Below are 15,276 nucleotides of genomic sequence, written 5' to 3' on the forward strand. Positions count from 1 at the left end.
TTATGGACACCTCCATTTCACAACACCCCTGGCAGGCATTGTTGCTCACACCGCTGACGACGGAACAAACAGAGCAACGACTGGCTGATAATGATCCTGAGTGGGAACGGATTGATGGACAGATGGTCAGGCTCGGCTCGCTGACGCATAACACGTTAGATATCCCGGCATTGCAACAAGTCGCACTGTCGCTTCTGGCACAGAAAAGCAAAGATTTTCGCTTACTGGTGCATTTGTTGCGGACGTTGCAACATGCGGGACAACCGGATGAACTGATGCTGGCGATTACATTGCTGACAGATTATGTGCAGCATTTCTGGAATATCGCATGGCCTCAAAATGCGCTGCATAAACGCCGCTTTGCACAGCAGATCCTTAAACGATTTGATGTTGCCAGCGGAAGTTTTTGTCAAAAAGCAACCGAGGCACAACGTGAGAACGTTCAGGGCCTGCTGGCACATCTGGCGCAAGTCTGGCATAGCGATGAAGCCGTTCTGGCGAAAGACGTGGACAGCTTACGAATTTGCTACGCACGTCAGCCTTCCCGTATCACCGAACATGCCGTTGCCGGCGAACTGCCGGCATCACCGGTGGTAACGACTCCAGCTGTGGCGACGGGGGCGGCATCACCCGCTCTGTCGATTGATGATTCAAGTGATAAAGCCTGGCGGCAAACATTGCTGAAAATGGCGGATTTGCTTTGTGAGAACCATCCGGAACTTGATATAGGTTTTCGTCTTCGCCGACATGCCATCTGGCATACCTTAACGGTGGCACCAGTGGCGCAAAGTGACGGCAAAACCCCATTGGCAGCTGTCTCTGCAGACATGGTCGCCGATTATCAGGGAAAGATAGCGAATGCCGATCCGGTTTTGTGGAAACAGGTGGAACAAAGCCTGACGCTTGCACCTTACTGGTTTGAGGGGCATGTGATTTCCGCCCAGATTGCAACCCGTCTGGGTTATGAGAACGTCACCTGCGCAATACGTGATGAACTTAATGCTTTCCTGACGCGGCTCCCGGCGTTAAAGACACTCTTATTTACCGATAAAACTCCTTTTCTGTCACCAGAGTCCGCCCAGTGGTTGCTTCAGGCCTCAGGATCACAACAGGAAAGGGATGCCGCTCTTGAACAGGAAGGAATCTGGCAATGCTATCAACAACAAGGACTGGAGGCGGCGTTATTGATGATGGACAAACAATCGCAGCAAGCCGAACCAAGGGGACGTTTCTACCATCAGTTGCTGAGTGCGCAATTATTGGAAAAAGCAGGATTAACGGCACTCGCTCAGCAGCAATATCACAGCTTATTGCAGATGGGATTGCAATTACAGCTCCGGGAATGGGAACCCGCCCTGATGGATCTTTTGTCCGAAAAACAGCGGCAATTCAACTCGTAATCACCAGGGAAAGGAACAGGAGTCAACACGCATGAAATTGCCGTCCTTTATTCGAATCGTAAAACCTGCGATTCCTCGTTTTAAAGCGTCAGTACCCGTCGTTTTGGTGCTGATGGCTTGTATTGTGCTTATCTGGCTCTGGGTTTATGGACCTCAGTGGAAGCTGAAAGATAGCCACCCGTTTGAACCCTTATTGAGCCGCTGGCTGGTAACGGCAATTCTGGTTCTCATGGGTGTTTGCTGGCTGGCTATAAAGGTGTTCAATCGCCTGCAACACTTAGAAAAGCTTCAGTTGCAGGTCAGAAAGCAAAGTGATGACCCTGTTTTCGCCGATATTGAGCAACAGAATCTTTATCTGAACACATGGAAACAGCGTTTGCAGAACCACTTCGGGGTATCAAATTATGTGTATCGTCTGCCCTGGTACATGGTGATTGGAGCGCAAAAGAGTGGAAAAACGACCCTTATAAAAGAGGGATACAAATTGATGGAGATAGCAGGGCTTGAGAGCAGTCATATAGAAGATGCGGAGGCATTACGCGTTCACTGCTGGCTGGGAGAGCAGGCCGTCATTATCGATCCGGCGGGTGAACTCATTGAACAGCCTCCTGTGTCTGTCGCGGGCAAGTCATCTCTCAATCCCCGGTTATGGGAAAGCTTATTGTCCTGGCTGGTCGAGCAGCGTAAGCGCCAGCCCGTCAACGGGCTGATACTCGTTGTCGATCTTCATCAGTTACTGACAGCAAATAAATCGCAACGTGAAAACTATATTTCAACTATGCAGCAACGTATGCAGGACGTACGTCTGAGTTTGAATTGCCAACTGCCTCTCTATGTCGTGTTAACGAAAATGGACCTGCTCTACGGGTTTGAAGCAATGTATCAGACGTTGGATAAAGTGGCCCGCGAGGCGGTTCTCGGTGTCACTTTCACATTGACCTCTGAACCCGATGCATGGCGGCAGGAATTACAAAAATTCTGGCAGCAATGGATGATTCAACTTAATGGTGCCATGCCTGAAATGATGCTGAATAGCGTCGATGCAGGACAGCGAAGCCGGTTATTTAGTTTTACCCGCCAAATTCAGGGGCTGCAGGAATATATCGGGCAGATGCTGGAAGGAATTCTGCATAGCGGAGATCAAATACAGCCCACACTCCGCGGCGTATACCTTACTTCAGCGCAACAACGCGGTCAGATGGATGATGTTTTCACCCAGTCAGCCGCTGTGCAATATCATCTGTCCCCTCAGGCATTTCCAACCTGGCCTGTCACTGACACCATGCCTTATTTTACAAAAGAACTTTTTGGTGGGGTGCTGCTCGCAGAGCCTAATCTGGCTGGTGAAAACAGCATTTGGCTGAGAAGTACCAGAAAGCGGATGATTATTTGCTCCTTCGCCGGTGCTGCCATTGCAGCAACGTTGTGGGGCTATTGGCATTATTATCATAAGGTTAATTATCGTGCCGGAGAGGAAGTCCTGGCGCAGGCAAAAAAATTCCTTTCAATTCCGGCACCGGAAGGGAATGACATTTACGGTAATCTTGAGTTGCCACTTCTCAACCCGATCCGTGATGCCACTCTGGCTTATGGAGATTATCACGAGAAGAAGACTTTCTACGCTGATATGGGGTTATATCAGGGGGATGATATTGGTCCCTACGTCGAAAGTACCTATCTGCAACTGCTGCAGCGACGATTTATTCCCTCTTTAATGAGCGGCTTACTTCAACAGATGAATGCCGCACCGAAGGAAAGTGAACAGAAACTCGAAATCTTACGGGTAATGCGCATGCTGGACGATGGCAGTGGCCGCAATATTCCTTTGGTTGAGCAGTATATGGCGAAAATCTGGAGCCGGCAGTTTAATGGTCAGCGCGAACTACAACAGCAACTGATGAACCATCTTGATTATGCCCTCAGGCATACTGACTGGCATGCTGCGCGGGAAAAGAACGACCAGTATGCAATCAGAAGTTTCGCCCCTTATCTGAAGCCGATCAGTTCTGCACAACAAGAGCTGAGCAAACTCTCCATTTATCAGCGTGTTTATCAAAATTTGCTGGTCAAGGCCAGAGACACATTGCCTTCTTCACTTAACCTTCGCGACCAAATCGGAACCAGTTTCGACGATGTATTTGTTTCCGCGAATGATAATTTACTGGAGATCCCGCAGGTCCTCACACGTAACGGATTACAAAATTATTTTGTTAAACAAAATGATCAGCTAATCGATCTGACTGTCATGGATAGCTGGGTGCTTAATCTCAGTAAGAATGTGGAATACAGTGAAGCTGACCGCAAAGAGATCCAGCGACAGGTCACCGAACAGTATTTTGGTGATTACAATGCCACGTGGCATGCGGCGTTAAGCAATTTGTCTGTTACTGAATTTGAGGATATGTCGCAGGCAATCAAGGCCATAGAGCAGGTCATCAGTGGTGATCAGCCTTTCCGCCGGGCGTTACAAACCCTGAACGATAACACCCGCTTACCTGCCATTCAGGATGCGATTGTCGGTAAGGAACGTCAGAATTTGCTGCAAAAACCTGACTACCTGTTATTGGCGCGTATCAATCGTGAATTCGCACCAGAGACATCGGTGTTGGTCGAACATGGTGATAAAGGCAGCGAGCTGCAGAGTGTTTATCAAAAGCTCACTGAACTGCATCGCTACCTGCTGGTGATCCACAACTCACCCTCGCCGGGTAAAGCGGCGCTGAAAGCAGTGCAGATGCGACTGGAGAAAAATAGCAGTGACCCTATTTTTGAAGTTCAGCAGCAGGCCAAAAATTTGCCCGAACCTCTGAATCGTTGGGTGGGGGCTTTGGCAGAACAGGCATGGCGTGTTGTGATGATGGAAGCGATAAAGTCACTTGAAGTCGAATGGGGAGAGACAGTGGTTAAGCAGTATCAAACCTATCTGGAAGGACGTTATCCTTTTGATCCGCAATCAAAAGAAGATGTTCCATTAAGTGAATTTGAACGCTTCTTTGGCCCTAAAGGAACCCTTGATACTTTCTATCAGGAAAACCTTAAACCCTTTATTGAGAACAGTTTAACAAGTGGCAGCGACGGACAGTTATTGATACGCCCTGATGTTTTAGAACAACTTGAACAGGCGCAGAAAATCCGCGATACCTTCTTCTCCGCACAAACAGGGCTGGGCACGCAATTTGCCGTTGAGCCTGTGCAACTGAGTGGCAACAAACGCCGCAGTGTACTGAATCTGGATGGCCAGTTGCTCGATTACTCGCATGGGCGCAACAACACGGTACATCTCGTGTGGCCAAACTCTATGAGATCTGGGATAGAAAGTTCAGTCACGCTGGTACCTGACCAGACCGGAAAATCACCGCGTACCCTTAGTTTCAGTGGCCCGTGGGGACAACTTCGCCTGATCAACTCAGGGGAGCTGACTAACGTAGGCGCCGGTTCTTTCGATGTTCGTTTCAAAGTTGATGGTGGCGAAATGACTTATCGTATTTCCGTTGATGAATCTGATAATCCATTTGCAGGTGGTTTATTCAGCGAATTTAGCCTGCCTGAAACGTTATATTGATTGTGGTTTCACAACCCTGGCCATTCGGTCAGGGTTGTCTTATGGATGAGATGTTATGAGTGATATTTCCCAAAATACCTTTATCAAAACAGGGGGCGACCCACGCGCCCTGCCTGAGTTTAATGCCATCCGGGATGAAATTAATAAGGTCAATCGTCCGTCGCGCCCGGAGATAAACTGGCGACTGATCGAATCACTGGCGCTTACCTTATTCCGTAATAACGGTGTGGATCTTCAAACGGCGGTTTATTACACCTTTGCCCGTACGCAACTCAACGGATTAACCGGTTTCACGGAAGGAACTGAACTCCTGGCTGGCATTGTGGTGAGCCAATGGGAGCATCTATGGCCTGAAACACCTCAGGCCCGTTGTGAAATTCTTGAATGGTATAACGCGCGAGTAGGAGGCCTGTTGCGGCAGTATGAATTGGGCAATGATGATTTGCGTATGGTGTACCGCGCAGAGCGCGCATTGCAATTACTTGCTGACAAACTACAACAGGTGGAATTGAAGCGGGTTCCGCGAATTGAAAATTTGTTGTATCTGATGCAGAACACCGTGAAAAGGCTGGATTCTTCTGGCAAGACAGCCAAATCTCCCTCACCTGCCAATGTAAAAATGCCCCCGATGGTGTATTTATCAATTCCTGAACCGGAGACAGAGCCTCACATAACGAACTCTTCCCACACTTATCAGGAAGATGAATCCTCTGAGCCAAAAATTGAAGTAAGGTTCGCACCAACAGCGTTGCCGGTAAAACAGTCATCAGCAATCCGGGGATTTATAAGTGGTATCAGTCTGTGTCTGCTGATTATGGCCGCTGCATATTTTTTCTATTTCAGACCAATACAACAGCAACTGATTGCCTTGCAAGATAAACCCGCAGGAAGTGTTTTATTATGGTTAGCCCGACCCGACATTACGACTTATGACGAACAGATGAAACAACTGGCGGCTCTTCCTCCTTTGGAAAATCTGCGTAATGCACATCTTTCAGTTTTGATGGCTCGCCAACTTTGGCCTGCTGACCCTCGCCAGATTGCTGAAAGTTCTCGCTGGGAAAAGTCATTACAGACGCAGGCAACAGGTAGTACTACCCACAGTTACTTCATGTTGCAGGGGCAGCTACAGGCACTCTCCGATAAACTGCTTCAGCAGGAAAAAATACGGGGTGGTGTTTCTATTTCATATCTAAAAACAGCCATATACGATATGCAGACAGAGTTGACCCGCCAGACGCCGTTAGAAGAGTTGTTGCGCCAACTCAATGTTGTGGTTGGGCAAAATCAACAACCTTCACCGGTACTGCTCAGACAGATCGATGAACAACTAAATTCATTTTTGAACCAGTATTATCAGTTAACGATGCAGGCAGGGTCTGCATATTAAGAACATAAAAAGGACTTATCGCTATGCCTGGAAACTCTTACGACCCTTTTGATGAAAATCGCCACTGTCTGTATGGAGAATCTGACAGTAATAAGATTCAGGGGTTATTTAATAATTTTTACGTTTACTACGATTAATTCTATAACGATATATGAAAAGACTGCAGAACTACTGGGAGATGCAAACACTGCTTATGGCCAATACAGGGCTTATTAAATATGATATTCACGACGTCTTTTGTACTCTATTGCATTGTCTCACTGCTTTCAGTTCCTGTATTGTACTCAATATTTAGCCATTTACTTTACTCACAAAATCTGTTGTTAAATGTTTTCTCTTATCTTCTTTTGATTGGTGCCTCTAAAATGCATATTGACATCGGAAGGAGCGGGGTTTTACCTTTCACTGATTATCTTATCCATGACTGTCACTCCATAACGTATGCAGTGTTTCCCCTTGCATTTTGGTTTTTATCTGTGTTTACCTTCGGCAGGGCTTATGGTAAATATTTCAGGAAGAAAAATTGACATTTTTCATTTCATAATGATGATTCACTACCTGAGTGATTGTGATGCCGGAGGCGGTGAACTCTAAATTTAATAAAAGAGGCTGTGCTATGGAAGATATAACTCCGTTATTATTTTACTGTGTTTTTTCAATATCTACAGTATTTTTGCTTTACTATGTCTTTTGTCATTTTCTGTATTCAGATAAGGTATTTCTGAATCTTGTGGCTTTTTTGCTTTTAACAGGCGGTTCAAAGTTACAAATAGATATTGGCAGAAGTGGAATCTTCCCTTTCTCAAATGTGATTGTGCTCGGTGAATCAGCCATCTATGCCATATTTCCTCTGGCCTTCTGGTTTTTATACGTATTTTCATTCGGTCGTGCTTATGTTAAGTACTACAAAAAAGATAGCAGGCGTGTACGATAAAATTGAGGTTGCAACGCATTACATTCTTTATTGTATGACACCTCGCTGGCAGCAGCGCAGAAGGAATACTCTTTATTTAACAGGCTGGCATTTAATTTAACATCCATCAGCCGAATATCCGCCGATGGATGTTGATTTATCAGTAAACGCGTTCATCCCAGATGCTGTAACCACTGGTCCCGGCAATTTTATGTTCCCAGGTGATGCTCTGATATTTGAAAGAGATCGTTTCCTCTGGTTGTGAACCTGTATGCGTAATACTGTGTGGGTGCATGGATGCCAGATCAGATATTGTTGCGCCAGTGACTTTTACAGTGAAGTATAACTCTTCAGCACCTGATTGATTAGTTCTGTAACATGAAAAGAGAAGTTCTAACATCTCGTTTTCTGAAACAGATACAGCCAGTAAAGGAGAAGCCTTGTCTATAGGTTTCTTTATCATGATTGGATGGTGATTGACATTCTGCTCTCGTGTCATTGAGTGGGATAAACTGTAAACGAATATTTGATCAAGATGTCCAGTCTGGCCTTTATTTCCAATGGAATCAATTGATCCGCACCCACCTGATATGAGGCCTTGCTTCTTTCCGTTTACAGTTAAATAAATCATATTAGCCATTTTAGTATGCGTCCTTGTGTCTATTTTGAGGAGGTATTATATGCATTATAAGCATCAAGAATGCCACTCCTTATTTAGCCTGAAGACACATAAAGAAAATAATGCTGAATTTGCAAAAATTATAACGTGAACCGCTACCTCTTTAACAAATTATTATCATATTTTTATAGAAACCCACCTAAATATATGGAATGCCCATCGGGCCAGGAAGGTAATATATGCTCTCTTCATTAACCGGACTTAATTTCTCCCTGACTGCAGGCGGTTTACCGCCCGCTACCTTCGCTGTCGCGAATTTTACGCTGACGGAATCATTTTCTACGCCTTTTAGTCTGCAGGTCAGCGTGGTGAGCACCGATCCGGCGGTGGATTTCGCTGCAGTCCTGGACACCACTGCAAAGCTCACCGTGATGGATACCGGCATTTTGCAACGTTGTATCAGCGGCGTTGTGTCTTCATTTGAGCAGGGCGATACCGGTAAAGGTCAGACCCGGTACGATATGGTGATACGCCCCGCGCTGTGGCGGGCCACGTTGCGACATAATTCGCGGATTTTTCAACTCCAGGATATTCAGACCATCCTCAGCATACTGATGAAAGAGAATGGCATCAGCAAAGTCGCCTATGCCTTTAAAAATCCCCATCCGCAGCGTGAGTTTTGTGTTCAGTTCGCCGAATCGGATTTGAATTTCATTCAGAGACTCACGGCGGAAGAAGGGATTTTTTACTTCTTCGAATTTGATGAAGGCGGTCATACGCTGGTATTCGCTGACGACGTGGCCGCTCTGGGAGCGGGGCCGGTATTGCCGTACAACGCAACGGACGCCTCCACCTCTCCGGTCATCTGCATCAGTTCATTCCGCTGCGGCAGTCGCGTCCGCACGGCGTCGGTGACACTCAAGGATTACACCTTCAAAACGCCCGCATGGGACGCCAGATTTAACCAGATGGGTAAAGACCTGCAGAACCAGCAGGAAACGTATGAACACTATGACTACCCGGGGCGTTACAAGGATAACAGCGGTAAAAACTTTACTCAGTACCGTCTCGAGGGGCTGCGCAATGATGCCCAGCAGGGGCAGGGGCAGAGCAACGCATTTGCGCTTCAGCCCGGCGTTCGCTTTACGCTGATGGCACATCCGCGCCCTGATTTGAACACCCGCTGGCAGCCGGTAAGTACTGTTCATACCGGTTCGCAGCCGCAGGCCCGGCTGACTTCTTCAGGGGGACAGGGCACCACGCTCACCTGTCAGTTCAATTTTGTGCCGGGAAAACAGACCTGGCGGCCGTCGCCGCGCAATAAACCGGTCATGGACGGCCCGCAGATAGCCAAAGTCGTCGGCCCTGCCGGGGAAGAAATCTATACCGATAACCACGGACGCGTGCGTTTGCAGTTTCCGTGGGACCGCGAGGCCAAAGGGGATGACACCAGCTCGTGCTGGGTACGTGTCTCCCAGGCCTGGGCTGGGCACGGATGGGGGGCCATCGCCATTCCCCGCATCGGTCAGGAAGTCATTGTGGATTTTCTGGGTGGCGACCCCGATCAGCCGATAGTGACCGGTCGTACCTATCACGCCAGTAACATCGTGCCCAATGGCCTGCCGGGTAAGAAAACCCAGATGTCGATCAAATCGAAGTCCTATAAAAGTCAGGGATTTAACGAACTGCGGTTCGAAGACGCGACCGGCGCAGAAGAACTGTACATGCACGCGCAGAAGGATATGCGTACCGAGGTGCTGAACAACCGGAGTACGACAGTCAAGGTCAACCATGTGGAAACAGTGGGAGGGGATCAGCATGTTACCGTAAAAAAAGAAATGAATATCGAAGTGCTTGAGGAAAGCATGACTGTCAATGCCTGTAAAAATATTATTGAAACCGCAGGAGAAAAAATTGAGCTCATTTGCGGCAAAGCAAGTATCACCCTTACCAAGGATGGCAACATTGTATTGAAAGGTATCTCTATAAAAAATATTGCTGATACAGATTACGCAGTAGAGACGAAAACTCTCACTTCCGATGGTAGCATCGAACATGTTTTGACAGGTGCAATAGTAAAAATCAATCCATAAAAAGTATTTTATGGATTGGGAATTGGAATTTTTTTATAAAAGGATATTTATTTTAATGGGTAAACCCGCGGCTAGACAAACTATAGATATGGCGGCACATACCGGGCCGCTAAAAACAGGAAGTCACGACGTAACTATTGGGGGATTCCCTGCTGCCAGAGAAGGGGATACTTTTATTTGTCATCTTCATGGGCCTGGAATTATCACTAAAGGTTCTCAAAGTGTAACAATTAATGGTGTGCCTGCGGCTCGAATGGGGGATAAAACAAGCTGTAATATAAAAGCACTACCACCGACAAAAGGTCGAAAACCACCTCAATACCATTATCTGACTCCAGCTAAAAAAGCTAATAAAGACGGCAGTATTAAAAACAGTTTACCCGATAACCTGTCCTTGCGAATACTGAGCGCATATTCAACACAATCCGACGAAGATTCTGATGGTTCCTTTGATCAAATCCGCGCGGGGCTTGTTCTCATGGAGTTTCAGATAAAAAATCATTGGGGTATTACTAAAGATGGAATCGATACAACGTGGGGAACATCTGTAGCAAAAGCAGAAGGGACTACAAATTACATTGATGAGGACGAAGTATATAGTGTATCGGCTAAAGGAAGAGCCACAGGTATATCAGGAAATGCAGGGATAAGTAGTGGTAAAGAAGGATCTGGAGATTATAGCAATGTAAAAGTTGAGGGTTCGGTAGGATACGCTGATGCGAAAGCAAGTGGCCAAATTATTACTGACCCTGCTCACCAAAAGTATGGGTACAGTTTTGAGGCCAGTGCAGAGGCTTCCGTCGCACATGGTGAAATCGAGGGGGGAGTAGAAACAAAATATTTTGCTGCGAAAGGAACTCTTGGTGGGTCGGCAGGTAGTTTAGGGGCGGGGGGAGGTAGTAGTATAATACTTGATATTGATGATTTGACTTTTGAAGGAAGAGCTTCAGGAGAAATTGCCTTCCTATTAGGTCTTAAAGGTGATGCGGAAATTAAGATTGGGCCTTTAAGAAATAAGGTTGATGTTGCTACGGCATCCTTAGCCGGTACAATATTATCAGGCTTGCCTAGTGTTATAATTGGAGGGTGATTAATATGTCTAAGATTAGAAATTGCATATTGGCGTTTAAGCCATTGTTAAATAATTTGATTTTTAGGTTTGTAATGGGTTTCCCATTAACTATTTTAGCGCTGAAAATATCTAGTGTATTTACTTCTGATGGGCATGATGTTTTAGGGAAGATATTTTTAACTATTGGGGCTATTTTATTTTTGAATCTTATTATGTTGTCGTTAGTCAACCAAATGACAGATAGGGTCTATTCTTTTCATGAGGAACACAATTCAGATAATTTAGATAAAAACCCCATTAAATTTGCATTCAAGTATAGAAAAGTGATTTATCTTTATTTTAAGTGGTCGTTTATCATAAGTATTTCCATCGGTATTTTGTTGATATGGTGTAACTAAGTTTGCAAGTGGAGAGGTTTTGTGGAAAATAATAGTATTTTGAGCCAGCAACATATATACCCTTATCCGAAGAGCGTTTCTTACTCGTTAGAATATCAAAGAGACCACTTTTGGCGCTGTAGTTACACTTCTTCTATTTCCAAGGCGCAACATTATAAAATAGTACTTCCTTTGTACGTAAAACCCGTTTTGCTTAAACCAACTGCAATTCAGGGTTTGGGGCTAACCATGATTGGTTTATACAGAACAACCGAAGAAAAACCTTATCTGGAAGTGGTTGTGGCATATGAAAATTTAAGTAATGAGATTAATTGCAGTGACTGGCTTTATTACAAATTAGATTTAATGGGTGAGGAGGTTATCGATAAAAGGGAGTGGGTTGATGAGTCAGGTGGTTATAGTGATGTTTTGACGAAAAAAATATATAACAATGAAATAATGATCTCGCGTTTTAGGGTTCAAAAAAATTATGATGTAGAAGAAAAAAGAGGGGTTTACTTGCTGATTAAAGCAACTTGCCATGAAAATAATTATACAGAACTAAATGAAGATATGTTGCAGAGTATTTCTTGGTTGTCTATTGAAGATGCCTATCATTGGAAAATTACAGAGACGCTTAAAAGTATTAATATTGAAAACCCTTCAAAAATCTATTTCTACTATCCGTCCTCTTGGACTGTTCGGCGTGCAAACGACCCTACGGGTAATCTTTCTCGTTATGTTATGTCCACTAACTTCAATGGTGATTTATTAAATGCCATGAATTTCTACTTTATGATATTGGATGATGATGTTACTCCACAGTTTGTAATGAATGCGTTATTTAATCGTTTGCGGAAAGGAATATCTTTAAAATCTCCTGTTATTAAGCCAGTGGAAAAAATATTTAATGCAGAACTAGAAAGTCTATCGGAGGCAGAAGTTGATATTTTTGATAGTGATAGTCTACTTACTAGTCAAATAAAGATATATGTCGGAAATATTGGTGAGCTTTGGTTTTATTTTGAATCTATATCTCCTCCTTCAACACAGTACTTTTATCAATGGGCCGTTACTAAGCGAGCGTTGGAGATTGTCCTTCACTCATTCAATAACAGCAAGATGAGTTTAAGTTAAGTGGAATAGTTTAGGCTGGTTGGTTTATGGCGGTTTGCCTCGAGGTCGCACCACCACCTACCTCGACGGCGGGGGCGGACGCGCCGTGTTTGAATACAATACGGCGGGGCGCGTCACCCGGGCGACCGACGCGCTGGGGCGCGTGACGCAGACCCTGTGGGACCACGGCAACAGGGTGCGCGAGACCGACCCGCTCGGACGTGAAACCCGTTACCGCTACAACGGTTTTGGCCAGGTGACGGAGGTCACGGGGGCGGCGGGGGATACGGTGCGCTATGACTACAACGACGCCGGTCAGGTTATCGCCCTCACGCAGCCCGGCGGCAGACGCTGGCAGTTTGCATGGAATGAACAGGGCCGGCTGCTGAGCCGGACCGACCCGCAGGGGCGGGTGCACCGCAGTGAATATGACGCCAGCGGGCAGTGCGTGAGTGAGCACCAGCCTGACGGCGCAACGTGGCGCTATGGTTACAACGCCCGGCATCAGCTGACCACGCTTATCTCCCCTGACGGGGCCACGACGCGGCTGGAGCAGGACCCGTTTGGCCGCGTGCAGAGCGTCACCGACCCGCTGGGCCATCTGACGCGGTACACCCATTCTGAGGCGCACGCCAGTGCGGCGGGCAGCGTGACGGCCATCGAGCTGCCGGACGGCGTGAGGCAGGAAGTCAGCTACGACGGCGAAAAGCGGCGGGCGACGACGACGGACGGCGGGGGCAAAACCACCCGTTATGTGTACGGGGCGTGTGACCTGCAGCTGGGGCTGACCCGTCCGGACGGTCAGACGCTGGGCTTTCAGTACGACTCCCTCACGCGGCTGAAACAGGTCACCCGTGCGGGCGGTGAAACCTATAGCCTTGAGCGGGACGCCGCGGGGCAGGTTATCCGCGAGACGGATTTTACCGGCCGCAGCGTGCAGTATGAGTACGATGCCGCGGGGCGGCGCACGGGGGCGCGGCATGCGGACGACCGGATTGTCCGCTGGCATTATTCCCTGCGTGACGAGCTGATACGTCAGGAAGTGTGGCAGGGCGGCGGGACGCAGCCGGCGCTGCTTGCCGTCACGCATTACGGGTATGACCGTCAGGGGCGGATGATACGGGCGCAGAACGATGACGCGCGGGTGGAGTTTGAGTTTGACGACGCGGGTCATCTGGTGTGTGAGCGGCTGAACGGCGAGGCGGTGACGCATCAGCGGGACACGCGCAGCGACCGGCCGCTGTCGCGGGCGTTCCGTGGCCTGACGTTAGCCTTTGACTACGACATGGCCGGGCGGATAGCGCGGATGCAGGCGGGAGACCTGAGCCCGCTGGAGATAGAGTATGACGCGGGCGGTCGTGAACGCCTGCGCCACAGCGTGGCGGGTTTTGTGCAGTCGCAGGGGTATTCGGCGACGGGGATGTTACTGCACCAGGCGGCGGGGCGCGACGGCGGGCAGTACCGGCACCTGCCGGGCGGCGACGGGGCGCAGATGAGCGGCAGCGCGGTGAACCGGCGCTGGGCCTATGACGGGGCGTACAATCTGCTGAGCCTGGGTGATGACCGCTGGGGGACGTCGCAGTTTGATTATGACAGTAACGACCAGATAACGCGGTCGGCGTCCGGCGGCATGATGGCGGTGGAGGAGCGGTTCCGTTACGACGCGAACCTGAACATCCGCGAGCAGAGCCGCCTGCCGCGGGGGGCGATGTCAGCGCCGGTGCCGCAGCGGCAGGCGGGGGGGCGTGTGGTGAGCCGGGGAGAGGATGACTACCGGTACGACGCGGCGGGGAGGCTGACGGAGAAGTGCCGTTACCGCGACGGCTACCGGCCGCAGAGGTGGCGCTACCGGTGGGATGCGCATGACCGGCTGAGTGAGCTGATGACGCCGTCGGGGGTGCGGTGGCGTTATCGCTACGACCCGTTCGGCCGCCGCATCCGCAAAGAGAAGGTGGGTGCTGAAAACGCGGCTGACACGCGTCCCGCGGGGACGGAATACCGGTGGAGCGGTGACCAGATGATAGCGGAAACGCCGGTGTACGCGGACGGTACGGTGGCGTATGACGAAGGCATCCAGTGGCTGTACGCCCCGGGGGCTCTGACGCCGGCGGCGCGGTATCAAAAGGGTCAGCTTCACTACGTGGTGAGTGACCACATGGGGACGCCGCGCGAGCTGCTGACGGCGCAGGGCAAAGTGGCGTGGGCGGGCCGGCTGAGCACCTGGGGTGAGGTGACGGAGTGGCCGGTGGCGGCAAACGACGCGGACAAGCTGAGTTGCAACCTGCGCTTTGCTGGGCAGTACGCCGATGAAGAATCAGGGTTGCACTACAACCGTTTCCGTTACTATGATAACGGGACGGGGCAATACCTGAGCCCGGACCCGATAGGATTGCTGGGTGGAGTGAATCCATACGGGTATGTGCATAATCCGCTGGGGTGGGTTGATCCGCTGGGGTTGGCTGGGAAGGATTGTTGCCCAGCAGTCGATGGAAAAATATCTTCTCCTGGTAATATGCAAAAACAAGTTGAACGCGGACAGGCCCCCAGAGATATAATTCGTGTAGATAAAGGACACATTCCAGGGCAAGAACCGCATGTTCACTATAAAGATGGAACTTCATCGAATCAGAGTGGTGGAGTTCATGACGCGCATAAAGGGACACCGAATCCAAGCAAAAAAGCCAAAGATTGGCTACGCGATCACGGCTGGGTCCCACCTGAATAAGTTAAGGGA

General features: G+C 48.6%; 10 protein-coding genes. 9 read left to right on the forward strand and 1 reads right to left on the reverse strand.

The window, feature by feature from the left end; genetic code table 11:
- The first annotated feature begins 2 nt into the window (after positions 1-2).
- From tssA to EDF78_RS02465, 4 genes are all read left to right on the forward strand, one after another.
- A complete protein-coding gene (gene tssA, locus EDF78_RS02450) occupies positions 3-1,400 on the forward strand; it encodes a type VI secretion system protein TssA (protein ID WP_133822449.1) in 1,398 nt (465 codons plus the stop codon).
- Between the two features lie 31 nt (positions 1,401-1,431).
- A complete protein-coding gene (gene tssM, locus EDF78_RS02455) occupies positions 1,432-4,962 on the forward strand; it encodes a type VI secretion system membrane subunit TssM (protein WP_133822450.1) in 3,531 nt (1,176 codons plus the stop codon).
- 55 nt (positions 4,963-5,017) lie between these two features.
- Positions 5,018-6,352, forward strand: a complete 1,335-nt coding sequence (locus EDF78_RS02460) for a VasL domain-containing protein (protein WP_133822451.1) — start codon at positions 5,018-5,020, stop codon at positions 6,350-6,352.
- Positions 6,353-6,968: 616 nt separating this feature from the next.
- Positions 6,969-7,286, forward strand: a complete 318-nt coding sequence (locus tag EDF78_RS02465; RefSeq protein WP_133822452.1) for a hypothetical protein — start codon at positions 6,969-6,971, stop codon at positions 7,284-7,286.
- A 139-nt stretch (positions 7,287-7,425) separates the two neighbouring features.
- Here the strand turns inward: EDF78_RS02465 and EDF78_RS02470 are convergent, their stop codons facing one another.
- Entirely contained in the window at positions 7,426-7,905 is a 480-nt protein-coding gene (locus tag EDF78_RS02470) for an Hcp family type VI secretion system effector (RefSeq protein ID WP_133822453.1), read from the reverse strand.
- Positions 7,906-8,123: 218 nt separating this feature from the next.
- Between EDF78_RS02470 and EDF78_RS02475 the strand changes: the two genes are divergently transcribed.
- From EDF78_RS02475 to EDF78_RS02495, 5 genes are read left to right on the forward strand one after another with little or no spacing between them, the layout of a single operon-like run.
- A complete protein-coding gene (locus EDF78_RS02475; RefSeq protein ID WP_133822454.1) occupies positions 8,124-9,977 on the forward strand; it encodes a type VI secretion system tip protein VgrG in 1,854 nt (617 codons plus the stop codon).
- A 10-nt stretch (positions 9,978-9,987) separates the two neighbouring features.
- Positions 9,988-11,067, forward strand: a complete 1,080-nt coding sequence (locus EDF78_RS02480; RefSeq protein WP_243839409.1) for a PAAR domain-containing protein — start codon at positions 9,988-9,990, stop codon at positions 11,065-11,067.
- A 5-nt stretch (positions 11,068-11,072) separates the two neighbouring features.
- Positions 11,073-11,447, forward strand: a complete 375-nt coding sequence (locus EDF78_RS02485; RefSeq protein WP_133822455.1) for a hypothetical protein — start codon at positions 11,073-11,075, stop codon at positions 11,445-11,447.
- A 21-nt stretch (positions 11,448-11,468) separates the two neighbouring features.
- A complete protein-coding gene (locus EDF78_RS02490; protein ID WP_133822456.1) occupies positions 11,469-12,563 on the forward strand; it encodes a hypothetical protein in 1,095 nt (364 codons plus the stop codon).
- Positions 12,564-12,597: 34 nt separating this feature from the next.
- Entirely contained in the window at positions 12,598-15,267 is a 2,670-nt protein-coding gene (locus EDF78_RS02495; RefSeq protein ID WP_279586770.1) for an RHS repeat-associated core domain-containing protein, read from the forward strand.
- The last annotated feature ends 9 nt before the right edge of the window (positions 15,268-15,276 follow it).

It is taken from the genome of Rahnella sp. BIGb0236 (genome assembly GCF_004364755.1).
In the GTDB taxonomy this organism is placed as follows: Bacteria; Pseudomonadota; Gammaproteobacteria; order Enterobacterales; family Enterobacteriaceae; genus Rahnella; species Rahnella victoriana.